The sequence below is a fragment of the Stenotrophomonas sp. GL_101 genome, from assembly GCF_057835675.1.
The window spans coordinates 79,748-102,968 of the sequence record NZ_CM174432.1 but is presented as its reverse complement, the minus strand read 5'-3'; the positions used below and the strand labels follow the sequence as shown (position 1 = coordinate 102,968).

The 23,221-nt window shown below is 68.3% G+C and carries 19 protein-coding genes and 1 pseudogene; 6 read left to right on the top strand and 14 right to left on the bottom strand.

Translation table 11 applies throughout. The annotated features are described in order from the left end of the window. The first annotated feature begins 6 nt into the window (after window positions 1–6). Window positions 7–1,458 carry an FAD-dependent oxidoreductase gene (locus AC3IR9_RS00440; protein WP_489293292.1) on the top strand — a complete coding sequence of 484 codons (1,452 nt, stop codon included), beginning with the start codon at window positions 7–9 and terminating at the stop codon, window positions 1,456–1,458. A 68-nt stretch (window positions 1,459–1,526) separates the two neighbouring features. Here the strand turns inward: AC3IR9_RS00440 and AC3IR9_RS00435 are convergent, their stop codons facing one another. Continuing rightward, a complete protein-coding gene (locus tag AC3IR9_RS00435) occupies window positions 1,527–1,805 on the bottom strand; it encodes a hypothetical protein (protein ID WP_489293290.1) in 279 nt (92 codons plus the stop codon). 182 nt (window positions 1,806–1,987) lie between these two features. Between AC3IR9_RS00435 and AC3IR9_RS00430 the strand changes: the two genes are divergently transcribed. Further along, entirely contained in the window at window positions 1,988–2,860 is an 873-nt protein-coding gene (locus AC3IR9_RS00430) for a methylglyoxal synthase (RefSeq protein ID WP_489293289.1), read from the top strand. A 147-nt stretch (window positions 2,861–3,007) separates the two neighbouring features. Here the strand turns inward: AC3IR9_RS00430 and AC3IR9_RS00425 are convergent, their stop codons facing one another. From AC3IR9_RS00425 to ttcA, 3 genes are all read right to left on the bottom strand, one after another. Continuing rightward, window positions 3,008–3,793 (bottom strand): M48 family metallopeptidase, encoded by a 786-nt coding sequence (locus AC3IR9_RS00425; RefSeq protein WP_489293287.1) that lies wholly within the window; start codon window positions 3,791–3,793, stop codon window positions 3,008–3,010. Window positions 3,794–4,066: 273 nt separating this feature from the next. After that, window positions 4,067–4,972 carry a recombination-associated protein RdgC gene (locus AC3IR9_RS00420; RefSeq protein WP_489293286.1) on the bottom strand — a complete coding sequence of 302 codons (906 nt, stop codon included), beginning with the start codon at window positions 4,970–4,972 and terminating at the stop codon, window positions 4,067–4,069. Between the two features lie 47 nt (window positions 4,973–5,019). Beyond that, entirely contained in the window at window positions 5,020–5,925 is a 906-nt protein-coding gene (gene ttcA / locus AC3IR9_RS00415) for a tRNA 2-thiocytidine(32) synthetase TtcA (protein WP_489293284.1), read from the bottom strand. Window positions 5,926–6,022: 97 nt separating this feature from the next. On the opposite strand from ttcA, the gene AC3IR9_RS00410 reads away from it, so the two are divergent. Further along, on the top strand, window positions 6,023–6,217 hold the full coding sequence (locus AC3IR9_RS00410; RefSeq protein WP_489293283.1) for a YdcH family protein: 195 nt from the start codon (window positions 6,023–6,025) through the stop codon (window positions 6,215–6,217). Window positions 6,218–6,401: 184 nt separating this feature from the next. Here AC3IR9_RS00410 and plsB read toward each other — a convergent pair whose 3' ends face one another. The 5 genes from plsB to AC3IR9_RS00385 all read right to left on the bottom strand — a co-directional run bounded on the left by plsB (window position 6,402) and on the right by AC3IR9_RS00385 (window position 13,056). After that, on the bottom strand, window positions 6,402–9,125 hold the full coding sequence (plsB, locus tag AC3IR9_RS00405; RefSeq protein WP_489293281.1) for a glycerol-3-phosphate 1-O-acyltransferase PlsB: 2,724 nt from the start codon (window positions 9,123–9,125) through the stop codon (window positions 6,402–6,404). Continuing rightward, the gene (locus AC3IR9_RS00400; RefSeq protein WP_489293279.1) at window positions 9,125–10,093 is read right to left on the bottom strand and encodes a hypothetical protein; all 969 of its coding nucleotides are present in this window, start codon (window positions 10,091–10,093) and stop codon (window positions 9,125–9,127) included. The genes plsB and AC3IR9_RS00400 overlap by 1 nt, the downstream gene beginning before the upstream one ends. A gap of 281 nt (window positions 10,094–10,374) precedes the next feature. Then, window positions 10,375–11,202, bottom strand: a complete 828-nt coding sequence (locus AC3IR9_RS00395; protein WP_489293277.1) for a serine protease — start codon at window positions 11,200–11,202, stop codon at window positions 10,375–10,377. Window positions 11,203–11,401: 199 nt separating this feature from the next. After that, window positions 11,402–12,133, bottom strand: coding sequence for an orotidine-5'-phosphate decarboxylase (pyrF, locus tag AC3IR9_RS00390; protein WP_489293275.1), 732 nt, complete (start codon window positions 12,131–12,133; stop codon window positions 11,402–11,404). Beyond that, complete coding sequence (locus AC3IR9_RS00385; protein ID WP_489293273.1) at window positions 12,130–13,056, bottom strand: 5'-nucleotidase, lipoprotein e(P4) family; 927 nt, start codon at window positions 13,054–13,056, stop codon at window positions 12,130–12,132. The genes pyrF and AC3IR9_RS00385 overlap by 4 nt, the downstream gene beginning before the upstream one ends. 110 nt (window positions 13,057–13,166) lie before the next feature. Here AC3IR9_RS00385 and AC3IR9_RS00380 point away from each other — a divergent pair. After that, window positions 13,167–13,826, top strand: a pseudogene (locus AC3IR9_RS00380) (YceH family protein); the annotation flags it as partial. Window positions 13,827–13,855: 29 nt separating this feature from the next. On the opposite strand, the gene AC3IR9_RS00375 reads toward AC3IR9_RS00380, so the two are convergent. Beyond that, window positions 13,856–14,395 (bottom strand): GNAT family N-acetyltransferase, encoded by a 540-nt coding sequence (locus AC3IR9_RS00375; protein WP_489293272.1) that lies wholly within the window; start codon window positions 14,393–14,395, stop codon window positions 13,856–13,858. Window positions 14,396–14,468: 73 nt separating this feature from the next. After that, the gene (locus tag AC3IR9_RS00370; RefSeq protein ID WP_489293270.1) at window positions 14,469–16,445 is read right to left on the bottom strand and encodes a UvrD-helicase domain-containing protein; all 1,977 of its coding nucleotides are present in this window, start codon (window positions 16,443–16,445) and stop codon (window positions 14,469–14,471) included. A 130-nt stretch (window positions 16,446–16,575) separates the two neighbouring features. Here AC3IR9_RS00370 and AC3IR9_RS00365 point away from each other — a divergent pair, with 130 nt between their 5' ends. Both AC3IR9_RS00365 and AC3IR9_RS00360 read left to right on the top strand, forming a co-directional pair. Further along, window positions 16,576–17,196 (top strand): thymidine kinase, encoded by a 621-nt coding sequence (locus AC3IR9_RS00365; protein WP_489293269.1) that lies wholly within the window; start codon window positions 16,576–16,578, stop codon window positions 17,194–17,196. An 81-nt stretch (window positions 17,197–17,277) separates the two neighbouring features. Next, on the top strand, window positions 17,278–18,021 hold the full coding sequence (locus AC3IR9_RS00360) for a sel1 repeat family protein (RefSeq protein ID WP_489293267.1): 744 nt from the start codon (window positions 17,278–17,280) through the stop codon (window positions 18,019–18,021). Window positions 18,022–18,040: 19 nt separating this feature from the next. Here the strand turns inward: AC3IR9_RS00360 and AC3IR9_RS00355 are convergent, their stop codons facing one another. From AC3IR9_RS00355 to AC3IR9_RS00345, 3 genes are all read right to left on the bottom strand, one after another. Further along, window positions 18,041–19,642, bottom strand: coding sequence for an OpgD/OpgG family glucan biosynthesis protein (locus AC3IR9_RS00355; RefSeq protein WP_489293266.1), 1,602 nt, complete (start codon window positions 19,640–19,642; stop codon window positions 18,041–18,043). A 93-nt stretch (window positions 19,643–19,735) separates the two neighbouring features. Beyond that, window positions 19,736–22,567 (bottom strand): protein kinase domain-containing protein, encoded by a 2,832-nt coding sequence (locus tag AC3IR9_RS00350; RefSeq protein WP_489293264.1) that lies wholly within the window; start codon window positions 22,565–22,567, stop codon window positions 19,736–19,738. Between the two features lie 65 nt (window positions 22,568–22,632). Beyond that, complete coding sequence (locus AC3IR9_RS00345; protein WP_489293263.1) at window positions 22,633–23,199, bottom strand: ECF-type sigma factor; 567 nt, start codon at window positions 23,197–23,199, stop codon at window positions 22,633–22,635. Between the last annotated feature and the right edge of the window lie 22 nt (window positions 23,200–23,221).

Here is a 23,221-nt window from a genome sequence, read left to right as displayed (position 1 = left end):
CCACCCATGAGCCGCAAGCAAGCCTTCCAGTTCCTCGACCTGCCCCGGACCATGCCGCAGCGCATCCCGGTCGAACTGCGTACCTCCGGCGACTGGGGTGAGCTGTACGGCAAGTTCGGCAAGGAAGACGCGCAGTTCCAGGCCGGCCGCTGCCTGGACTGCGGCAATCCCTACTGCAGCTGGAAGTGCCCGGTGCACAACGCCATTCCACAATGGCTGCAGCTGGTGCAGGAAAACCGCATCCACGAAGCAGCCACGCTGTGCCATTCCACTAACCCGCTGCCGGAAGTGTGCGGCCGGGTATGCCCGCAGGACCGCCTGTGCGAAGGCAGCTGCACGCTGGAGGAATTCGGCGCGGTGACCATCGGCGCGGTCGAGAAGTACATCGTGGATACCGCGCTGGCTACCGGCTGGCGCCCGGACATGACCGCGGTGGAACCCACCGGCAAGCGCGTGGCGGTGATCGGCGCCGGCCCGGCCGGGCTGGCCTGTGCCGACCAGCTGGCGCATGCCGGCATCCAGGCGGTGGTGTATGACCGCTACGAACAGATCGGCGGGCTGCTGCAGTTCGGCATCCCCAGCTTCAAGCTGGACAAGACCGTGATCAGCCGCCGCCGCCACGTGCTGGAAGGCATGGGCGTGCAGTTCCGGCTGGGCGTGGAGATCGGCCGCGATGTCAGCGTGGACGACCTGCTGGCCGAGTACGACGCGGTGTTCGTGGGTACCGGCGCCTACCGCTACACCGACGGCGGGTTGATCGGCCAGGACCTCAAAGGCGTACTGCCGGCATTGCCGTTCCTGGTGCAGAACAGCCGCATCGTCGGCGGCAGCGACGCGCACGGCCGGCCCATTGCCGGCTGGGAAGACCAGATCGCCCTGCCCGACCTCAACGGCAAGCGCGTGGTGGTGCTGGGCGGTGGCGACACCGGCATGGACTGCGTGCGCAGTGCGGTGCGGCTGGGCGCGGCCAAGGTGACCTGCGCCTACCGTCGCGATGAAGCCAACATGCCGGGCTCGGCGCGCGAGGTCGCCAATGCGCGCGAAGAAGGCGTGCGCTTCCTGTTCAACCGCCAGCCGTTGTCGATCGAGGCCGGTGCGGACGACGAAGTGATCGGGGTGATGGTGGTGGAAACCCAGCTGGGCGAACCGGACGCCCAGGGCCGCCGCAATGCGGTACCGATCGAGGGCAGCGAATCGCTGCTGGAAGCGGACGTGGTGATCATTGCGTTCGGGTTCTCACCGTCTGCCCCGGCATGGTTGACCGAGCGCGGCGTGGAAGCCGGCCACAACGGCCGCATCATCGCCGGTGGCATGGGCCGGCTGCCGTTCCAGACCGCCCACCCGCGCCTGTTCGCCGGGGGCGATGCGGTGCGTGGCGCCGACCTGGTGGTGACCGCCGTGGCCGAGGGCCGCGACGCGGCGGCAGGGATCGTGCAGCTGTTGAGCAGCGCGGCGTAACACCGGGCTCTGCCCGGCTGCGGTGGTGTATCGGTGGGCCGATGCCGGGCAGAGCCCGGCACTACGGCTCAGGCGGCGTTGGCCACGCGTACGCCGGCCCGTTCAATTTCCAGCGCCAGCAGCAGCTCGATGTCGTCCAGCTGGTCGCGGATGCGTTCGTTACTGGCGTCATCGCCGTGCCCAACGCCGATGTGCGCGTCCAGCATGCGTGCCAGCCCGACCAGCAGTACGTCGGCGTCGCCCATCGCCGCGTGGCGCAGCAACCGGCCGAGGGCGCGGATGCGGGCGCTGCGGTCGGTAGCCAAGGCTTGGACCGACATCTCATGAAGGGAAAGGGGAAGGGCCATGGCAGGGTTTTCCTGATTGCGGACGAAAACCACTGTCGGATATGACCCGCTTCCACACCATGCAACTAATACGAAAATGCGTGAAGGCAGGTGATGCCGTTCCCAGTTTTGCAGGGCCGGAAGCGGCATAGAATGCCCCCTGACCCCGCCGACCGGTCGTCGGCTCCTACCGGATGATTCCCATGCGCATCGGCCTGGCCGCCAACCGCCTGCACCACCACGACAAGCACGCCGCGCTGTTCCGCTGGCTGCGCGCCTGTGACGGCGGCCTGCGCGAACTGGGGGTGGAGCTGCACGCGGTCGGGCGGACCTTCGATGCAATCCAGCGATTGGGCTTCCTGCCCGACTTCGCCCCGCTGCAGCGCTATCCGAACGGCCGCCAGGGCGGCTTGATGAAGCTGGTAGCCGAGGTGGTGGGCATGGGCTCGCCCGAGCGCTCGCTGGACGGGGCGATCTACCTGATGGACCCGGTCGATCCATCGTCGATCTTTCCCGAAGCCACCGCGCTCAAGCGACAGTGCGTGATCCACGGCAAGCCCTTCATTTCCACCGTGGCCACCGCACGCGACTGGATCGAGGTGGAGCGCGTGCATGCCGGTCTCCCCGCCGATCCCGGCGCTGACGACCTGCATGCCTTCGAGCGGCAGACCCTGGCGCTGATTGCCCACGATGCGATGAAGCCGGCAATCCTCGCCTTTGCCGACGAGCACTTCGACCTGCTCTCGCGGTTCGCCCACCGGGTGGGCACCGGCACCACCGGCCAGCGCCTCAACGAACTGGCGTGGAGCCGTGGTTGGCCGCAGGACCAGCCCTGGGTGCAGCGCTACCAGAGTGGCCCGATGGGCGGCGACGCGCAGATCGCCGACCGCGTGCTGGAAGGCCACTGCCAGCGCGCGATCTTCTTTGAAGACCCGCATGTGGCCCGCCAGCACGAAGCGGACATCCAGCTGCTGGAGCGCGCGGTCACCACCGTCACCGACCAGGCCGTCTGCATCACCGCCCCGCGCGTGGCAGCCCGGTGGGCACAGGCAGCCACCGCGCGCGCCACCCCGTAGAGCCGACCGTTGGTCGGCTGCCAACACACCCGGCACCCCGTAGAGCCGACCGTTGGTCGGCTGCCAACACACCCGGCACCCCGTAGAGCCGACCGTTGGTCGGCTGCCGGCAAACCCGGCACCGCGTCAGCCGACCAACGGTCGGCTCTACGGGGTTGTCAGCATCTGCCGCAACATCGCCTTGAGGCGTCGTCCTTCGAGCTGGAAGTAATCGCGCTCGGCATGCCAGTTGGGAAACCGCTGCTCCACTTCGGCCCAGAACGCCGGCGAATGGTTGGCCTGGATCAAGTGACACAGCTCGTGCACCAGCACGTATTCGAACGCCGATGGCCGCCCCAGCACCAAGGCCAGGTCCAGCGCCATGCTGCCGTCGGGGGCCAGCGAGCCCCACTGCGATGACATCACTTTCAGGCGCAGCCGGGCCGGCGCGCGCGGCAGGCCGGGCAGGTAGCGCGGCAGCCACTGGCCGACGTCGGCGCGGATCTGCGCTTCATAGAATTCGCGCAAGGTGCGCCGCAACGTGGCGTCGGTGCCACGTGCAGGCCAATGCAGGCACGCCCCCTGCGCATCCAGCGTCATGTGGGCGTAGCGGCCACTTTCCCAGCGCAGCGGCAGCAGTTCGCCGCGCAACGGCACCACCCCCGGCGTACCGATCACCAGCGGCGGCGGCAGGTTCTGCGCCTGGTAGCTGCGCAATTGCGTGGACAACCAGTCGCGGTGCTGTTCCAGGAAGCGCTCCCCCATCACCAGGCTGGCGCGCGGCGGCAGGGTCAGGCGTACGCCGCGTTCGTCGACGCTGAGCTTGATCCGGCGCGCCCGCGGATCGCGCACGCGCAGCACGTCGATCTCGGCATCCTCCAGGCGCAGCCGTACCGTATCGCGCTGCAGGGTGGGGGCAGCCGGCGAAATCAGGCGGCGGAGGAATCCAGACATGGGCACAGCATAGCGCTCGTGGTGACCGGCGCATGACTGCGCGCTGTTCATCGCTGCCGGGGGCGTGGGGCGGGGCGCTGCCCCGCTGCCGTTCGCCCCCGCGTAGGGCTCTGCCCCGCTGCTCTTCCGTCCGGTGCCAACGGCGCAAAGCAGCGGGGCAGAGCCCCGCTCTACGGGATGCCGCCGCGCGGCGCCGGGTGCCGTTCGCAGCGGGTGTAGCGTTGCGCGGCGCGGCGGCGCCACGCGCGATGCGGGGCCGCCAGCGTCGTGCCCTCAGTCGGCCTTGCTGAGCTTGAAGGCCTCTTCCAGCAGCAGGAACAGGCGCCGCACTTCGCCACTCTGCAGCGCGAAGCGGGCGTCCAGTTCGGCGCGGCGGCCGTCATCGTCGGCGTGCTCGAGCTGGTCCAGCGCGCCGTCCAGGAACTTCAGCTTGCGCACGATCAGGTCGTCGCCGAGCACGAAGGACAGGTTGTCTTCAAACACCAGTGCCAGCTTGGTCACCTGCTTGCCGGCATCCAGGTGCTTGTCGATCTCGTCGCACCGCAGTTCCTGGTGCTGGCACTTGACCACCGCGCCGCCCTCGGCCGGGTCCTTCATCTCGCACTCTTCGCCCAGGCTGAGCCCGGTCGGCAGCGCTTCGCCGGCGATCCAGCCGGTCAGGATCGAACGCGGCGCCACTTCGGCGTTCAGCGGCATCGCCGGGAAGCTGCCCAGCAGGCCACGGATGTCGGACATGACGTTCTCGCCGGTCTTGCGACTGGAACTGTCCACCGCCACGTAGCCATGGGTGAGGTCGATCAGGGCATCGGTACGCGAGCTTTTCACGAAGGCGCGCGGCATCAGCTCGTGCAGCAGGTCGTCCTTGAGCCGCTTGCGCTCGCGGCCGCCGGGCTTGCGCCCTTCTTTTTCCTCGATTTCCTCGAGTTTGCGCGCCAGCAGGTCGTTGACCACCGCGCCCGGCAGGATCTTGTCCTCACCGCCCACGGTCAGCCACAGCGCATCGCCGATGCGGTGTGAGAACACGGCCTTTTCCTCGCGGCCGAACGGCGAGATGAAGCCGCGGGAATTCATTTCCAGCGGGCCGACCGGCTTGAGCAGCACCTGCGGCAGCAGGGTGTCGATGTCGGAGAAATCGGTGGCGGTCGGGAAACGGAACAGCGTCAGGTTGCGAAAGAACATGGAATTCCGGAATAAGGTCGTGAAGGGAAGGGTGAACGCGGCGGCCGTCAGCCAGCAGCGTCGCCGCGGTCGGTGGACGCCCCGGCCCAGGCCGGCGGGTCGGGCAGCGGGGCAGCGTCGCGTCGCCCCAGTGCCATGAAATCGAACAGCGCCGGATCGGCCAGCTGCGACGGATGGATGTTGCCCAGCGCGCGTGCGATCTGCTCGATCCGCCCCGGCTGGTCGCGCTCCCACTGCTGCAGCATCTGCGCCACCTGACGGCGTTGCAGGGTGTCCTGGTTGCCGCACAGGTTGCACGGAATGATCGGGAAGCGGCGCGCCTGCGCGTACGCGGCGATGTCGCTCTCGGCCACGTAGGCGAGCGGGCGGATCACCACGTGCTGGCCGTCATCGCTGCGCAGCTTGGGCGGCATCGCCGAGAGCTTGGCGTGGTGGAACAGGTTGAGGAAGAACGTGGCCACGCTGTCATCGCGATGGTGGCCGAGGGCGATCTTGCTGAAGCCGTTTTCCGCCGCATGCCGGTACAGCGCGCCACGCCGCAGCCGCGAGCACAGCGAACACATCGTGCGCCCCTCCGGGATCACCCGGCTGACCACCGAATAGGTGTCCTGCTCGATGATCTGGTACCCCACCCCGATCGATTCCAGATAGGCCGGCAGTACGTGCGCGGGGAAATCCGGCTGCTTCTGGTCCAGGTTGACCGCGACCAGTTCAAAGCGCACCGGAGCCTTCTTCTGCAGGTGCAGCAGCACCTCCAGCAGGGTGTAGCTGTCCTTGCCGCCGGACAGGCACACCATGACCCTGTCGCCCTCTTCGATCATGCCGAAATCGGCGATGGCCTGGCCCACCTGGCGGCGCAGGCGCCGCGCCAGCTTGTCCTGCGCGGCATCGTCCGCGCGCGGTGCGCGGGGGATGGGATCGGGCAGGCGAATGACGGCGCTCATGGCGCTCATTCTACCGGCTCGCGCCGACCGTCATGGCCACCGGCAAGTGACTGCGTTCACTCCCGGCGGTCATCGTGGATGTGTATGCTCGACAGCTGTGGATACCATGACACCCGAGCAGATCAGCGCCCGCCTTGCCGAGCTTCGGCAGGAGCACCGCGCGCTGGACGACCAGATCCAGCGGATGGCCGCCAACGGCGAGGACGAGCTGGACGCCAAGCGCCTGAAGCGGCGCAAGCTGCAGTTGAAGGACTGCATCGCCAAGCTGGCGGACATGTTGATTCCCGACGAACCGGCGTAGAGCCGACCGTTGGTCGGCTGCCGCTCGTTCCGGGGGCATGAATTCCTGACGTGCGGCGTCAAACGGTGGTCAGCGTCGGCGAACCGGTGCATGCCGTATTGCCCCGTGCCCGGACGCGTGTGCCGTGCTTGCGCGCGGGTACCGACCAACGGTCGGTACCCACCGGGCGAGGCCCGGTCTGCGGTCAATCCGCGGCGACCGGCTCTTCCGGCTTGGCCGCTTCCGGGCTGACCCGCTCGATGGTGTGGCGCAGCTCGCGGCCGAGGATGAACTTGGCATCCTTGGCCCAGGCGTCCAGACGGTCGTCGAACAGCAGCTTGCTGTTTTCGTCCGGCCAAACCAGCCGCAGTTCGCGCAGCTTCTGGATGAAGCCGCGGAACAGGGTGCGGTCGAAGAACTCCGGCGCCGCTGGCGCGTACAGCAGGCTCAAGCGCTGGGCCGCCTGTTGGCACAGGCTTTCCAGCTCGGCCGCACCCAGCGTGCCCGGGCCATTCTTCACCAGCACCGAGATGGCGATGTAATAGCGCTCGAACGCCTGCTGCAGCGAATGGCCGATCGCCCGCAGGCGGAACACCTCGTCGGTCTGCCCGGTGTTGCGCGCCAGGATGCCGCCGTCGTCGTCATTGACGTTCTGCAGCAGGCCTTCGCGCACGAACACGTTGATGGTCTGCTCGATGCGCTGGGCGAACTCGTCTTCGGTCCACGGCAGGAACAACTCGGCCTGCAGGAACGGGTACACGGTGCGGCCCAGCTGGACCAGCCCGGTGCGGCTCATGCGGCGGTTGTTCTGGAAGCAGCAGGCCACCCACGAGGACGCGGTGAACAGGTGGATCACATTGTTGCGGAAGTAGCTGAGCAGCACCGCGGTGTCGCCGCTGACACTGAGCACGTCGCCCAACGGGTGCTTGATGCGGGTCAGGACGTTGATCTCCTCGGCGTGGGCGATGATCCGCTCCGGCGAGTGCGGGGTCACGGTGACCCGGTCCGAGTACGGCATCTCCACCAGCAGGGTCTTGCACAGCTCGATCTGCGCGATCAGGTCGGCCTCGCCCATCGCGTGCTTGGGCGTGGACAGCAGCGCCAGCGCCAGCAGGTTGATCGGGTTGACGTTGGCGGCGCCGTTGATATGCACCTGGATGCGTTCGGCCAGGTGGTCCACCGTGCCCGACAGCCACGAGGGCTTCTCGTCTTCGGTAACCGGCTGGCCGTCCCACTCCGGCGCCTGCTGGGCCAGCACATCGTTCAGCGCGATCGGCTCACCGAAGTTGACCACCACCTGCCCGTAGTTCTGCTTGAGCACCTTGGGGATGGACCACAACAGCGACCAGATCGATTCCTTTTCCTTGGGCCGGCCGGACAGTTCGTCCAGATAGCTGCCGCCTTCCATCAGCTTTTCGTAGCCCACGTAGATCGGCTGGAACAGCACCGGCTTGCGCGGCTGGCGAAGGAACGCGCGCAGCGTCATCGAGATCATGCCGCCCTTGGGCTGCAGCAGGCGCCCGGTACGCGAACGGCCGCCTTCGACGAAGTATTCGATGGAGTACCCCCCGGCCACCAGCTGCGCCACGTATTCACTAAGCACGGCCGAGTACAGCGCGTTGCCGCGGATCGAGCGGCGGATGAAGAACGCCCCGCCCTTGCGCAGCAGCGTGCCGACCACCGGCAGGTTGAGGTTGATGCCGGCCACGATGTGCGGCGGCACGATGCCACGGTCGTACAGCAGGTAACTCAGCAGCAGGTAGTCCATGTGGCTGCGGTGGCTGGGCACGTAGACCACTTCGTGGCCGGGCGCGGCCGCCTTGAACTTGTCCAGGTGGTGCACCAGCACGCCGGCATAGATGCGGTTCCAGACATGGCTGAGCATGAAGCTGGCCGAACGCACGGCGGGGCTGGAGTAATCGGCGGCGATTTCCCAGGCATAGGCGTGCGCCTTCTTCCAGGCGTCGGCCGGCTTGGAGTTGTCGCGCTTGGCCTGGGAGGCGATCGCCTCGCGCACGGTGTCCGCGTCCAGCACCTTGTCCACCAGCAGGCGACGGGTGGACAGGTCCGGGCCGATCACCGACTCGCGGATGCGGCGGAAATGCGTACGCAGCACCCGCTGCAGCTTGCGCACGGTGCGCTCGGGGTCCAGCCCCTCGTTGATCGTGCTGCGCAGGGAGATTGGCGGGGCGAACCGCACGATGGTGCTGCGGCCATTGAGCAGTACCGCCAGCAGGCGACGGAAGCGGCCCACCAGCGCCCAGTTTTCCGAGAACAGCACCGCGAACCAGCCGCTCTGCTTGTCCGGCGCGCGGCCGACGAAGATCGACACCGGCACCAGGTGCACGTCCAGCTCGTCACGGGCGCGATGCGCCTGCAGCACCTTGGCCAGCGAGTCGGAGTGGGTCTTGGCGCCACGCTGTTCCGGAATCAGCGCATTGCTGCTGCTCCGGCGCGACAGCGCGACGTAGGCGCGTTTGCGCCCGGTCGGGTCGCCGGCAATGGGCACCAGCGGCGAGGGCAGGCCGGCTTGGCGGCAGGCCTTGTCCAGGATCAGGGCGTTGGACAGGCCATAGTCCTCCAGCACGTACACCACCGGGCGGCCATCGTTGTACTGGCCGGGGTGTTCGGGTTCGATCTTCAGCGACAGCCACGGCTCGACCAGGCGGCCCAGCAGGCGCGCCCACCAGGGGCGGCGGCCGACCGGGGCCCGGGTGCCGGGGACGATGGCGCCGGGCGAGCCAGCGCTGGCCTCGGCGTCAGCAACGTGAGCCGGCTGTGCCGCATCGGGCGCCGGGGTGCCAGCCGCGCCGGCCTCCGGGGCACCGGCACCGGCCGCGCTGTCGGGCGACGCGGACGGGGCGTCCGGCGTCTTGGGCGGCTCTTCGCCGGGGAAAGGCAGGGGATTCTGGTTGGGCATCGGCTTCATTATGGCTTAGCCGGTGCAGAAGCACCGTCCTTGACCTGCGCGGCGGCCGCTGCTTCATCGGCCCGGCGGGCCTGATGTTCAGCTTCTGCGGTGTCGGCGGCCTTCAGCAGCGCATCGGCCTGTTCGAGCGTCCGGCTGACATACCAGTGCCCGTCGCGGCGGGTCATGCGCACCTGGGCCTCGATCTGCGCGCCGCCCAGGGGGTACTGCACACGCACCACCGCGTCGTTGCCCAGCGCGGACACCGGTTCGCCGCGCAGCTCGACCAGGGCCCCGTCCAGCGAGAGCCCATAGCTGGCCAGCGCGGTCTTGAACGCCTTGAAGAACGGGCCGAGCCGACGCAGCGATTCTTCCATGCCGGCCGCCTGCAACTGCGCATCGGTGGACAAGCCGGTGGTGCGGGCGGTGGCGGTCAACAACGTGATGGTGGTCTTGGCACGCTGTTTGTCGGTCAGCGGCGCGGCGGCCGCCCATTTGCTCAGCGCATCCACCACCTGGCTGTAATGGGCACGCTGGGCATCGGTGTAATCGGACTGGTTGCGCAGGTACTGCACGCCAAACAGGCCCATGGAATGCGCAGCCTGGCGTACCCCGGTGGCCTGGCCGGCAATCTGCGCATCGAAAGAGCGCTGCAGCCGCTGCGGCGCATCCGGCCGCGACAACGCGGCCAGCATCGGCAACAGCTGCCCGTCCAGTGGCAATTCGGTCAGTGGCCAGCGGCTGTGCCCCTGATCCCACGCCGCCTGCAGGCGTTGGTAGTGGGCCGGCGGCACCGACGCGCGGGCGTAGCCAAGCAGGTCGTTGTCGGCCACATGCCGGGCCAGCTGCTGCAACGCAGCCACCGGCTCGGCGGCCGGCGCGTCCGGATCGATCTGGTCGCGTTTGCACGCGCCGAGCAGCACCGCCCCGCACAGGACCAGGGCCATTGCCTGCCCCCGGTACTGCCACGACTTGGACGACATGGACATGAATTCGGACTCCCCGGGCCGGTCCGCATCTTGCGGCCTGCGCCCCCGCAGCGGCAAGCCGGTGGCCTGCGCAACCGGATGAAATCACCGCACGCCATGGAAGGGAAATAAATAAAGAGGCCCGACCGTAGGTGGTCAGGACCTCTTCAAACCGGCTCCAGCCCGGTGCACAGCGTGCTACCCCATCGGCAGTACGAACCGGAGGGCGGCGACCATACGCGGCATCTAAAGGATCGCAACCGATCGATCCTTCAAGCCAAATGACTGATTCACATCAACATTCAGTCCTTCAACCAGGTGGCCTCGATGAAATCGCGCATGTAGCCATCGCCCAGCCGCGCGTAAACCCCCGGATACCCCGCCAACGCGCAGCCCCGGCCCCAACTGACCACACCGAGTACGGTCCACCGACCGCGGCGCTGCACCAGCAGCGGGCCGCCGGAATCCCCCTGGCAGCTGTCGATGCCTTCGGTGCCGGCGCAGATCACCTTGCCCGCCTCCAGCGCGGGATAGGCCTGCCGGCAGGCGCGGAAGGGCACGAACGGGGTCTGCACGGTCTGCAGCACCGTGGGCGACCCTGCCTCGCCTTCCAGGCCAGTGTCGCCCCAGCCGATCACGGTGAACTGCCGGCCATCGCGCAGGTAACCGACATCGCTGCCCTCCAGCAGCGCGGCCGGGGCGGCATCGGCGAGGGGGGCACTCAACTGGATCAGGGCGATGTCGTTGACCAGGCTGCCGCCGTTGTAGGCAGGGTGGACGTGGATGGCCTTGATGTTGGACGGTCGCGTGCCTGCAGCCGCCTCCAGCGTGGTGACGGCGCCGAGCACCGCGTAACCGGCCGGTGTAGCGCCGTCCACGCAATGGGCGGCCGTCAACACCCACGAGGGCGAGATCAACGTGCCGCCGCACCAATGCCGGGCGTGGTCCGAATTGCCGTAGTCCAACCGTTGCAGGCTGACCATGAACGGGTATTGGCCCGGCGATGCGTTTTCGCCGCCGATGATCAGCGGCCGTAGCGGCGCGCCGCTGGCCGCGTTCGGCGCCGCGTGGGCGGCCAGGGAACAGCCCAGGAGACCGGTGGCCAAGGCCAGTCGGGTGAAGACATGCATGCAGCACCTCCATTGCAGTGATGGGATCACGCCGGCAGCGATGCGCCGGCAGAGTGATTTCATCGCAGGGAGGTGGGCCGAACTGCGCGGTGTTGCCCGATTTACCGGCAGCGAGCAGTTTTCTGAGGCCTGCGCGCGGCATCAGGGAAGGTCACGCCTTCCGTTCGAGGGCCAGGCGTGTCGCCGACGGACCGCTGGCTCAGGCCTGGCGGGCGCGCCAGGCGCCGGTGATTTCCAGCTGGATCGCCTCGGCCGCAGCGCGCGGGTCGCTGGCCAACCGGATCGGGCGTCCGACCACGATCGCATCGGCACCGTCGGCGAAGGCCTGGGCCACCCCGACGGTACGCTTCTGGTCATCACCCACCGGGCCGCCGGGGCGGATGCCCGGGCATACGATCGAGAAGCCGGCACCGGTAGCGGCGCGGATCGGCGCGGCCTCCTGGCCCGACGCGATGACCCCGTCGATACCGGCCGCCTGGGCCGCCTGGGCGCGCTCGACCACCACCTCGACCGGCGTGCGGTCGATGCCCATGCCGCGCAGGTCGCCATGGCCCATCGAGGTCAGCACGGTGACCGCCAGCAGGTGCATGTCGCTTTCGTTGGCAGCCGCGCAGGCTTCCATCATGGCCGGATGCCAGCCGTGGATGGTGGCGTAGCTGACCGGCCACTGCGACAACCGCTTGATCACCGCCGCGGCAGTGGCTGGGATATCGAAGAACTTCAGGTCGACGAACACGCGCTTGTCGCGCGCGGCCAGCGCATCGAGTACCTGGAAATACTCGCCGGAGGCGAGCAGTTCCATGCCGATCTTGTAGAACGACACGGCATCGCCCAACCGGTCCACCCAGGCCAGCGCATCGTCGCGGCCCGGCACGTCGAGCGCGAAGATCAGGCGTTCATCATCACGCAGCGGCAGCGGGGCGCGGCTCACGGCGCGTAGTCCAGCGCGGCGCGCTTGGCGTCGTGGCGAACCTGCCGCGACTGGCTGTAGTCGTTGTTGAACTGCGCCGGCTCGAAGCCGCCGTAGGTCGGGTTGGGCAGCATCCACCAGCGTTCGCCGAACCAGTCGTGGTATTCCTGCAGCAGTGCGTCGCGACCGTCGTTGGTGTTGGCGGTCACTTCAACGAAGTCGCCCAGCTGGTCGCCGAACTGCATCAGCACGCGGTACTTCTGCCCGGCCAGGCGGCGGCGGCAGTTTTTCTCGCTGCCGGCCTGCTCGCAGCCTTCCACCACGGTGCCCAGGCCAAGGAACACGCTGTCATCGGCCACCGGCAGGCCTTCGGCGCGCAGGTTGGCCAGGGTGGCCTCCTTGAGGTGCACGGCGCGGTTGGAGATGTACAGCAGGGTGACGCCGCGGGCGTTGGCAGCCTTGGCGAAATCGACCACGCCCGGAATGGCCTTGGCCTTCTTTTCGGCCACCCACTGGTCCCAGCTCAGTTCGTCGTACTCGCCGCCGTCTCGCACCAGGCGCGCCTGGTAGGGCGAGTTGTCCAGCACGGTCTCGTCCACGTCCAGCACCACCGCAGGCTTGAGGCCCTTGGCATCGTTGCCGCGCTCTTCGGGCACCAGGGCATCCCAGTGGGCCTGCTTCAGCGCGGCATCCAGGCGGTCGGCGGCAGCGCGATAGGTCTGCTCGGTGATGGCCTTGTATTCCTGCGAACGCTGCACCCACAACACCGCGTTGAGGTTGTCGTTGGCGGCCACGGCAGCATCGCCGGTGGCAACCGGCGTGCTGGCCACGGCAGCAGGAGCGGGCGCGGCGGCGTCGGCCGGGGCTTCGGTGCGCTTGCAGGCACTCAGCGCCATCACGGCGCAGGCAAGCACGGACAGGGAAACAGCAGCAGTACGGCGCATCGGGATCACCAGCAACAGAGTCGCGCCAGTTTACCGGCTTGGCCGTCCACGTTCATGCCATTGGCGGGGCTCGGCTATGCTGCATGCCCTGAAATACCCCCGGAGCCCCCATGACCGACGACACCCAGACCCCTGCCCTGCCCGTGCTGAACGCGGCCCAGGCCCGTGCCCTGGGCTGCCTGATCGAGAAGGAGGCGACCACGCCGGACGCCTACCCGCTGACGGTCAACGCCGCCCAGGTGGCGGCCAACCAGAAAACCGCGCGCGAGCCGATGATGGCGCTCTCCACCGGCGATGTGCACCACGCGCTGCGCCAGCTGGAGACGCTGGGCCTGGCTCGCCAGCAGTTTTCCTCGCGCGCCGAGCGCTACGAACACCGCGCCGGTAGCGCGCTGGACCTGACCCGGCAGCAGTTGGCGATCCTGGGCCTGCTGCTGTTGCGTGGCCCGCAGACGGTCAACGAACTGCTGACCCGCAGCGAGCGCCTGTTCCAGTTCCAGGATGCCGAGGAACTGCGCCACCACGTGGAGCGCATGCTACAGCGCGGCATGGCGGTGCTGCTGCCGCGCGCCGGCGGCCAACGCGAAGATCGTTACATGCACCTGCTGGGCGGCCCGGTGGATGTGCAGGCGCTGGCGGAGAGCTACAAGGGTTCGTCGTCCAGCAGTGGCGGTGGCGGCAATCCGGCGCTGGAAACCCGCGTGCAGCAGCTGGAGGCCACGGTGGCCGAGCTGCAGGAACAGTTGGCGGAGCTCCGCGCGCAATTGGGGGGTGAGCAGCAGCCGGCCAGCGGTCGGCTCTACGCTGAGGGGGCCGGCGCACCCGGTGTGGCGAGCAGCAGCACCACGTCCCCGCCGTGCGGCGGCGGCAACCGCAGCTCCCCACGGTCCTGCATGCCCAGCTTGCGCAGCAACGCCGCCGACCGCAGGTTGTCCGGCGATACGATGCCGTACAGGTCGGTGTAGCCCAGCACATCGCGTGCGTAATGCATCACCCCGCGCGCGGCTTCAACGGCATAGCCGTGGCCCTCGTACCGCGCCATCAATGCATAGCCGATATCCGGCGCCGGCAGGCCGTCACGGCGCACCAGCCCGGCATTGCCCAGCCAGGCGCCATCCTCGCGGCGGATGATCGCGTACATGCCGAATCCATTGAGCGCGTAGCTGCCCAGGACGCGCTCGGCGGCGTAGTCGCGTGCCTGTGCCAGCGTGCGCACGCCACGGTCGGCGATGTTGCGGATGAAGCCGGGCTCGTTGAGCAGGGCCAGCATGTCGGCGGCATCGTGGTCGGGGTCGATCAGGCGCAGGTGCAGGCGGTCGGTCTGGATCACGGCGGACATGTGGGTACCGGTAAGTGACGATCCGCTGATTGTGCCGTAGAGCCGACCGTTGGTCGGCTCTACCGGGGGTGGGTCAGTCGAACAAGGCCTCGATCGCCGCCAGCCCCGCGCTGGCACGTTCTTTCTTGCGCGCGGCATCGGCGACCGGGTCTGCCCCGTCGCGCTGCATTTCCTCGGCCGGGATCTCATCGAAGAAGCGGCTGGGCTTGAGCCGCACATGTTCGCCGAACTTGCGGGTGAGCTTGCTGTAGCTCATCCACAGCTGCACCTTGGCGCGGGTGATGCCCACGTACAGCAGGCGGCGCTCTTCCTGCAGGTTGCCTTCGTCCAGGCTGACCTGGTGTGGCAGCACGCCATCCTCGCAGCCGATGATGAACACGTACGGGAATTCCAGGCCCTTGGACGCATGCATGGTCATCATCCGCACCTGGTTGCCGCCATCGTCCTTGTCGTTGCGCGACAACAGCGCCAACTGTGCGGCCAGGTCGGCAGTGGTGGCACCACGGGGGCCACCCTCGAACCACTGCGCCAGTTCTTCCAGATTGCCCAGGCGGCGCTGGTACACCGATTCTTCCTTGCACGAAGCGCGCAGTTCGGACACCAGCCCGGACTCCTTGACCAGCCGCCGCACCAGGTCGCCCGAGCTCAGCCCACCCATGCCTGCGCGCAGGTCGCGCAGGATGTCGGTGAAGCGGCTCAGGCCATTGGCCGCGCGCGGTGGCAGCTGCGACAACGCGCCGATCGCCTCGGCCGCATGCGCCATCGGCAGTTCCTTTTCCGAGGCCAGTTCGGCCAGCTTGGCCAGCGTGCCGGCACCGACTTCGCGCTTGGGCGACTGCACCGCGCGCATGAACGCGGTGTCATCGTCCGGGTTCACCAGCAGCCGCAGCCAGGACAACGTGTCCTTGACCTCCTGACGTTCCAGGAAGGCGGTACCGCCGGTGATGTGGTACGGCGCGCGCACCAGCTGCAGCGCCTTTTCCAGCGGGCGGGACTGGAAATTACCGCGGAACAGGATGCAGAAATCGCTCCACGGAATCTGTTTGGAAGTGGCCAGGTAGGCGATTTCCGCCGCCACCTTTTCCGCCTCGTGTTCGCTGTTGCGGCACTCCCACACGCGGATGCGTTCGCCGTCGGCCTGGTCGCTCCACAGCTTCTTGAGATGCTCGTGCGGGTTGTTGGCGATCAACGCATTGGCCGCGCGCAGCACCCGGTTGGAGCAGCGGTAGTTCTGCTCCAGCTTGATGATTTCCAGCGCCGGGTAATCGCGCGCCATCTGCTGCAGGTTTTCCGGATTGGCACCGCGCCAGGCATAGATGGACTGGTCGTCGTCACCCACGCAGGTGAAGTTGCCCGCGCTGCCGGCCAACTGCTTGAGCAGCCGGTACTGCGCATCGTTGGTGTCCTGGCATTCGTCCACCAGCAGGTAGCCGATGCGCTCGCGCCAGCCGAGTGCGATCTCCGGGTTTTCTTCCAGCACCTGGACCGGCAACCGGATCAGGTCGTCGAAGTCGACCGCGTTGAACGCGGTCAAGCGCAGCTGGTAGCGCTCGTAGACGCTGGCCGCCTCCTTTTCGCGGGTGCTGCGCGCGGCGGCCATCGCCTGTTCGGGCGAGAGGCCGGCGTTCTTCGCGCGCGAAATGAGATTCTTCACGTCCTCGATGTCGTCCGGCTTGGCGCCGTACATCAGGTCCTTGACCTGCGAGGTGGAGTCGTCCGCATCGAAGATCGAGAAGCCGCGCTTCAACCCCACCGCCGCGTGCTCGATCTGCAGGAACTTCAAGCCCAGCGCGTGGAAGGTGCAGATGGTGACCTCGTCGGCATCCCCGCCACGCAGGCGCTTGCCCACGCGCTCGCGCATTTCCTTGGCCGATTTGTTGGTGAAGGTGATGGCCGCGATGCGCCGCGCCGGATAGCGCCGGGTCGCGATCAGCTGGGCGATCTTTTCCACGATCACGCGCGTCTTGCCGCTGCCCGCGCCGGCCAGTACCAGCAGAGGGCCTTCGCAGTGCATCACTGCCGCGCTTTGGGGGGGGTTGAGACCGTGCATGCCATCTCCGGGGGAGCGCCATTGTAGCCGGGTGCCTGCACCGGTCGCAGGCCCCTGGCGGGGCGGACATCGGCGTCCGCCGTGGCCCGGGGACGGCGACGCGGGGCGGCCGGGCGTCTAGAATCGACCGATGGCCAAGCTCTATTTCTATTATTCGGCGATGAACGCCGGCAAGACCACCACCCTGCTGCAGTCGGCGCACAACTACCGCGAGCGGGGCATGCGGGTGGCCATCCTGACCCCGCGCCTGGACGACCGTGCCGGGCGCGGCGTGGTGGCCTCGCGGATCGGGCTGAAAGCCGATGGCGTGGCCTTCGACCGCGATGCCGACCTGCAACGGCTGGTCGCCGATGACATCGCCACCGGCGGGCCGCTGGGCTGCGTGCTGGTCGATGAGGCCCAGTTCCTGACCCGCAGCCAGGTCTGGCAGCTCAGCGAGGTGGTCGACCAGCTGCGCATCCCGGTGCTGTGCTACGGGCTGCGTACCGATTTCCGCGGCGAACTGTTCGAAGGCAGCCAGTACCTGCTGGCCTGGGCCGACGAGATGCAGGAGATCAAGACCATCTGCCACAGCGGCAAGAAGGCCACCATGACCGTGCGCGTGGATGAGCACGGCCATGCGGTGCAGGACGGCCCGCAGGTGGAGATCGGTGGCAACGAGCGCTACGTGTCGGTCAGCCGCGCCGAGTTCAAGAAGATCACCCGTGGCGAAGGCCGTATCGACCCGATGCAGGCGCCGTTGCCGCTGTAACCGGTCCCTTTGGGCCGATTTACAGCAGCGATGCCGGGCTCTAGGCTGACCACACCCATGCCGTGGAAAGGATTCAGGACGATGCGCGCTCTTTTACTGCTGCCCCTGCTGTTGTCGCCCCTGCTGGTGCAGGCGGCCGGGCAGGCGGCGGACTCGCCGGCAGAGGACCGCACCCTGGTGGGTGCCGGCTTCATGGACAGCCATCCGGACCTGATGTACCGGCAGTGGGGCGTCAACGCGCTGCATCGCGGGGAAGTCAGGGTGGCCGAGGAGAACTTCCGGCTGTCGGCGCGCTATGCCGACAAGGCCTCCCAGGGTTATCTGGCCGAGATGTACTGGTTTGGCCTGGAACGGCCCGCCGATCCGGTCATGGCCTTTGCCTGGATGGATGTGGCGGCCGAGCGTGGTTACCCGCTGATGGTCGAGCTGCGTGACCAGTACTGGGCATCACTGCCGCTGGAACAGCACGAACCCGCGCGCGCGCAGGCGCGGGCGCTGCGTGCCGAGTATGGCGACGCGGTGTCCAAACCACGCATCGCAGCCGTGCTCAACAAGGGCCGCCGTGCGATGACCGGCAGCCGTACCGGTTCCATGTCCAACAACGTGGATATCGTCTACAGCGAAGGCGGCATCACCCGGACGATCAAGGCCGACAAGTTGTACGACCCCAAGTACTGGGATCCGGACAAGTACCAGCAATGGCAGGACCAGACCTGGTCGAAGATCCGCCGCGGCACGGTAGAGGTCGGCTCGCCGGTGCAACAGGCGCAGCAGCAGCAACAGCAGCAGCAGGACGGCAGCGACAGCGCCGGCAAGGACCGGTAACGGTCCTCGCCGGCGGCAATCAGTACAGCGTGCGCTCCGGCGCGCCCTTCGGCGGCGGGCTGTACTGGTACAGCCAGGTTTCGGTGAGCGTCTTGCCACCACTGCGCAGGTACAGGCGGATGTCGATCTGCTCGCTGGAATCATCCGGCGGCACCAGGTCGAACATGGCGCGGTAGCCCTTGATCTCGCGCAGCGGACGTGCCGAGACGATCTCGGTGCTGCCCCGGCTGGTCTGGACCACCGCTTCCACCTCGCCCTTGTCGATCAGCGCGGCCAGTTCACCGCCCTCGAAATCAACCGCGAATCGCCAAGAGAAATACTCGCGCTTCTTGCCGATCACCCCGCCCAGGCCGGTACGGCTGGCCACGCAGTGGGCCAGCGGCGGTCGCGCCGGCGGTTCGGCGCCCCAGTACAGGCGGTAACCGAGCAGCAGCTCCTGGCCCGGCTGTGGCTTTGCCTCGGGATTCCAGAACGCCACGATGTTATCGAAGGTCTCATCGACGGTGGGAATCTCTACCAGCTGCACCGAGCCCTTGCCCCACTGCCCTTTCGGTTCCACCCACAGGCATGGGCGCTTCTCGTAGAAGACGCCGTCGTCCTGGTAATGGTCGAAGTTGCGGTCGCGCTGGAGCAGGCCGAAGCCGCGCGGGTTGTTGTCCACGAACATGTTGAAGCGCAGGTTGGCCGGGTTGCACAGCGGACGCCAGATCCATTCGCCCGACCCGGTCCACATCGCCAGGCCGTCGGTATCGTGGATCTCCGGGCGCCAGTCCCAGGCCATGCGGCGGTCGTTCTCGCCCACCTGGTACATGCTGGTGCACGGGGCGATACCAAGGCGTTCGATCGCCTTGCGCGGGTACAACGCGCAGTCGATGTCCATCAGCAGCGTATCGCCGTTGGTGATCGCAAAGCGGTAGGCGCCGGCGACGCTGGGCGAATCCAGCAGCGCATACACCACCAGCGTGTTGGAGTCTTTGGCCGGCTGCTCCAGGTAATAGGCAATGAAGTCGGGGAACTCCTCGGGCTTGCCCATCCCGGTGTCGATCGCCAGGCCGCGTGCCGACTGGCCGTACTGGCCTTCCTTGCCGACCGCACGGAAATAGCTGGCGCCCAGGAACGCGGCGAAGTCGCGGTCGGTGTCCTGGCGGGTATTGAGCCGGAAACCGGCAAAGCCCAGGTCGGCCGGCAGGTGGCTGCCCTTCAGGCCGCTCTTGCCGTAATCGAATGCCGCCGGGTCGTAGGCCAGTTCCTGCGCCTTGCCGTCGACCACGTCGTACATGCGCACCGGGGAATGGAAATACAGCCCGAGGTGGAAGAACTTGGCCTGGTACCGGCCGGGTTTGTCGGCCCACAGCGCGTGGTCCTGGCGGTAACGGATCGACTGGTACTGGTCCCAGTCCAGTGCTTCCAGCGGACCGGGCAAGGTACGCTTGTGCGACTGATAGGCCGCCTGTGACAGCGCGCGTGCCTGGCCCTTGAGCGTGGCGAAATCGAACGGCTGCGGCTGGCCAAGCGGGCGCAGGCCCACCTGGCTGCCCTGTGCGGCACAGGCCGGCAGCGCGGGCAGGCCGATGGCGGCCATGGCCAGGGAGGCATTGCGGATGAAGTCGCGACGTTGCATGCAGGCAGCGCTGGCAGTGAAGGGCCGGCCATCATAGGCAGGCGAACGTTAATTCGCCGAGGTGGCGCGGCGGCGGCGTTCAGCCAGCGCGGCTCAGGGCGTGTCTGCCACTGCCGCAACGGTGCACGCCTGCTCGGCCTGCTCGACCCCGCGCAGGAGCGCGCCGCCCTGCGGACGCTGCGCCTTGATCTCGGCCTGCAGGCGCAGCAGCGCCTCACGGCCGCGCCCGGGCGCCTGCCTGCATTGCAGGGACGCCAGGGTGGTGCGGGCCTGCCAGCGCAACGCGACACTGGCCGGATCCGGCGCGTCGCCCCGGGCCAGCGGCTGCAACGCACGCCGCGCTTCCACGTCCTGGCCCATCCGCACCAGATTGCGGCCCCAGGCCAGTTGCAGGGCCTGTTGCTGCGCGCGGGCCTCTGCACCGCCCTGGTCATTGCGGCGCATCAACCGCGCCAGCTGCGCCCCCGCCTGGCGGGGATCGCCATAGGCGCTGGTGATCTCGGCCATCATCCGATCCGCCCGCTGCACCGAGGGGTCGTAGTCGCCGCGCTGCGCGGCCTGCCACTGACGCCCTTCGTGCAGGGCGGCCAGCGCCGCCTGCCAGCGTCCGACCTCGGCCAGCGCGCTGCCATAGTCATACAGCCCTTGTGGCAGCAATCCCACGCAGTCGGGCTGCCGCCAGATCGCCACCGCGCGCGCGAAGTCGGTCACCGCTTCGGTGCTGTCGCCCCGCTCCAGCGCCAGCCGGCCCAGTGCGTGCCAGCTCAGGCCGGTGTCACGGTGCTGCTCGCCCAGCGCGCGCCGGGTCAGCCGGTGCACGTCCTGCAGCATCGCCCCGGCCTGCTGCAGGTCGCCACGCTGCATCGCCAGTACCGCGCGCAGGCGACGTACCGACAGCGTCTCGGGATGATCCAGGCCGTACAGGCCGACCGCATCGGACCAGGCCAGGCGCAGGTTTTCTTCCGCCGCGTCCAGGTCGCCCTGTGCGGCCAGGGTTTCCCCCAGGTGGCGGTGCAGCGCGATCAGCTGCGGACGCCGATCGCCGGTGCGTACCTGCAGTTGCTGCAGCGCCTGCCGGTAACCGGCCAGGGCCGCCTGCGGCCGCCCATCATCGCTGTCCAGTGCGGCCAGGTCGGCCAGGCTTTCGGCGGTACCGGCGGGGTCGTGCAGCACATCCCGGTGCAGTACCAGTGCGGTGTCGAATGCGGTGCGGGCCTGGTCGCGGTAGCCCAGCAACTGCTGGCAACGCCCGAGCTGGGCGTGGTACCCGGCGACCAGGCTGGGCAGCGCGGCGCGCTGTTGGGCGGCCTGCGCCTGCATCGGGGTGAGGTGGGTGACGCACTCGCGCGAGCGGCCCAGCATGCGCAGCGCACGCCCGCGCTGGGTGACCGCTTCCAGCTGAAGTGCCGGCGGCACGACCTCGACCTGCTCAAGCAACGCGCGCTGGCGATCCAGCGTCTCCAGCGCCAGGCGGTAATCGCCCATGCCGATCCGCAGCCGTCCGATCACCCCTTCCAGGTCGGCCAGCATGAGCGGTTGCCCGGCCAGTTCGGCCTCGCCGCGCTGCTGCCCGGTGGCCAGCAGCTGGCGCAGGTCGAAGCTGCCATGGCGCACCCCGGCGGCGCGGTCGAACAGGCCCACGGTGAACTCCTGCATGGCCTGGGCGCGGGCGATCTCGCGCCGCGCCTGCTGCATCTGCCACAGCGCCACCAGCGCCAGCCCCACCAAGGCCAGCGCGACCAGTGCCCCCAGCGCCACGCCCCAGCGATGCCGGCCGATGTACTTGTGCAGCCGGTACAGCGTGCGCTGCGGCCGCGCGTGGATCGGGCGCCCTTCCAGGAAGCGCCGCAGGTCCTGCGCCAGCGCTTCGGCCGAGGCATAGCGTTGCGCCGGCGCCTTCTGCAATGCCTTGAGCAGGATCGTGTCCAGATCGCCCCGCAGGCGCCGTGCCAACCGTCGTTCCGCGGCGCTGGGTGCAGCACCGGGGCAGCCACGCAGCAACACCGCCGAGGCACGCGGTGCGTTGACCTCCAAAATCGATCGTTCCCACTCGGCATCGCTGTGCCGACGCAGGCGATACGGCTTGCGCCCGGTGATCACCTCAAACAGCACCACCCCCAGCGAGTACACATCGGTCAATGTGGTGACCGGTTCACCCCGCACCTGTTCGGGCGCGGCGTAGTGCAGGGTGAAGGCACGCACTTCGGTGGGCGGATGCAGGGCCCCTTCGCGGTCGTCAGGGTCGTCGATCAGTTTGGCGATACCGAAGTCCAGCAGCTTCACCTCACCCTCGGCGGTGACCAGGATGTTGGACGGCTTGAGGTCGCGGTGCACGATCAGGTTGGCGTGCGCGTGGGTGACCACCGCGCACACCTGCAGCATCAGCTGCAGGCGCCGCTCCAGCGGCAACTGCAGGCGCTGGCAGTAATCGGTGATCGGCTCACCTTCGACATAGGCCAGGGCCAGGTAGGGCTGGCCCTGCAGGTCCACGCCGGCATCCAGCAACTGGGCCAGGTGCGGGTGCTGCAACCGGGCCAGGATCTCGCGCTCGCGACTGAAGCGCTGGCGCAGGCCCGAATCGGCGTAACCGCTGCGCAGCAGCTTCAGTGCGACCTGGCGCTGGTACAGGCCATCGGCACGCTCGGCCAGCCAGACCTCGCCCATGCCACCTTCGCCCAGCGCGCGCAGCAGTCGATAAGGCCCGATCCGGGTGCCGGCGCGGCTGTCTTCGGGGGCTGCCGTCCACAGCGGCTGGGCCATGAATTCCTGGCTTTCCTGTTCGTGGGCGAGCAGCCGCTGCAGATCGTCGGCCAGGGCCTGGTCGGCCGCGCGCAGCTGCGCCAGGCGCAGTTCACGCTGCGCGGCGGTCAGTTCCAGCAATTGGTCCAGCAGCGAAGACAGCTGCCGCCAGCGCAGTGTTTCCATCGATCCGCTCCCCGAACGATGTGCCACCGCCCACGCCGCCACGCGGGTCCGTCATGCCATTGCCATCAGTCCTCGCGCACCGAGGCCAGCAGGAACATGCGCGCCTTCTGCCAGTCGCGGCGGATGCTGCGCTCCGAGCGCTGGCACAGGTCGGCGATTTCCTGCTCGGACAGGCCGGCGAAATACCGCAGTTCCACCACCTTGGCCAGGTGCCCGTCCACGGCCTGCAGGCGCGCCAGGGCCACATCCAGCGCCAGCAGGTCTTCGTCCATGCGCACGCCGCTGCTGCTGTTTTCCGGGATTTCAGCCACCCGCTTGAGATCGCCGCCGCGCTTGCGCGCCAGCCGGTTGCGCGCGTAATCGACCACCACGCTGCGCATCGCCGAGGCCGCATAGGCGAAGAAGTGCGCGCGGTCTTCGAACTTTGCGCTGCCACGGGCACCCAGCAGCTTGAGATAGGACTCGTGGACCAGCGAGGTGGCATCCAGGGTGCGCCCCTGCTGCCCGGCCAGTTGGCGCCGGGCCATGCTGTGCAGTTCCTGGTAAAGCAGGGTCAGTACCCGGTCCAGGGCGGCGCGGTCGCCGGCGCGGGCCGAATCCAGCCAAACGGTGATATCCGGGTCATCGTCCATCGCACACCCCCCGCCGGTGACG

Excerpts from the sequence above, each read along its gene's own strand:
- AC3IR9_RS00385 (WP_489293273.1), bottom strand. The coding sequence starts at position 13,056 with ATGCGCCGTACTGCTGCTGTTTCCCTGTCCGTGCTTGCCTGCGCCGTG.
- AC3IR9_RS00440 (WP_489293292.1), top strand. The coding sequence starts at position 7 with ATGAGCCGCAAGCAAGCCTTCCAGTTCCTCGACCTGCCCCGGACCATG.
- AC3IR9_RS00345 (WP_489293263.1), bottom strand. The coding sequence starts at position 23,199 with ATGGACGATGACCCGGATATCACCGTTTGGCTGGATTCGGCCCGCGCC.
- AC3IR9_RS00365 (WP_489293269.1), top strand. The coding sequence starts at position 16,576 with ATGGCCAAGCTCTATTTCTATTATTCGGCGATGAACGCCGGCAAGACC.
- plsB (WP_489293281.1), bottom strand. The coding sequence starts at position 9,125 with ATGAAGCCGATGCCCAACCAGAATCCCCTGCCTTTCCCCGGCGAAGAG.
- AC3IR9_RS00395 (WP_489293277.1), bottom strand. The coding sequence starts at position 11,202 with ATGCATGTCTTCACCCGACTGGCCTTGGCCACCGGTCTCCTGGGCTGT.
- AC3IR9_RS00375 (WP_489293272.1), bottom strand. The coding sequence starts at position 14,395 with ATGTCCGCCGTGATCCAGACCGACCGCCTGCACCTGCGCCTGATCGAC.
- ttcA (WP_489293284.1), bottom strand. The coding sequence starts at position 5,925 with ATGAGCGCCATGAGCGCCGTCATTCGCCTGCCCGATCCCATCCCCCGC.
- AC3IR9_RS00430 (WP_489293289.1), top strand. The coding sequence starts at position 1,988 with ATGCGCATCGGCCTGGCCGCCAACCGCCTGCACCACCACGACAAGCAC.
- AC3IR9_RS00410 (WP_489293283.1), top strand. The coding sequence starts at position 6,023 with ATGACACCCGAGCAGATCAGCGCCCGCCTTGCCGAGCTTCGGCAGGAG.
- AC3IR9_RS00360 (WP_489293267.1), top strand. The coding sequence starts at position 17,278 with ATGCGCGCTCTTTTACTGCTGCCCCTGCTGTTGTCGCCCCTGCTGGTG.
- AC3IR9_RS00370 (WP_489293270.1), bottom strand. The coding sequence starts at position 16,445 with ATGCACGGTCTCAACCCCCCCCAAAGCGCGGCAGTGATGCACTGCGAA.
- AC3IR9_RS00435 (WP_489293290.1), bottom strand. The coding sequence starts at position 1,805 with ATGGCCCTTCCCCTTTCCCTTCATGAGATGTCGGTCCAAGCCTTGGCT.
- AC3IR9_RS00420 (WP_489293286.1), bottom strand. The coding sequence starts at position 4,972 with ATGTTCTTTCGCAACCTGACGCTGTTCCGTTTCCCGACCGCCACCGAT.
- AC3IR9_RS00400 (WP_489293279.1), bottom strand. The coding sequence starts at position 10,093 with ATGTCCATGTCGTCCAAGTCGTGGCAGTACCGGGGGCAGGCAATGGCC.
- AC3IR9_RS00425 (WP_489293287.1), bottom strand. The coding sequence starts at position 3,793 with ATGTCTGGATTCCTCCGCCGCCTGATTTCGCCGGCTGCCCCCACCCTG.
- AC3IR9_RS00355 (WP_489293266.1), bottom strand. The coding sequence starts at position 19,642 with ATGCAACGTCGCGACTTCATCCGCAATGCCTCCCTGGCCATGGCCGCC.
- AC3IR9_RS00350 (WP_489293264.1), bottom strand. The coding sequence starts at position 22,567 with ATGGAAACACTGCGCTGGCGGCAGCTGTCTTCGCTGCTGGACCAATTG.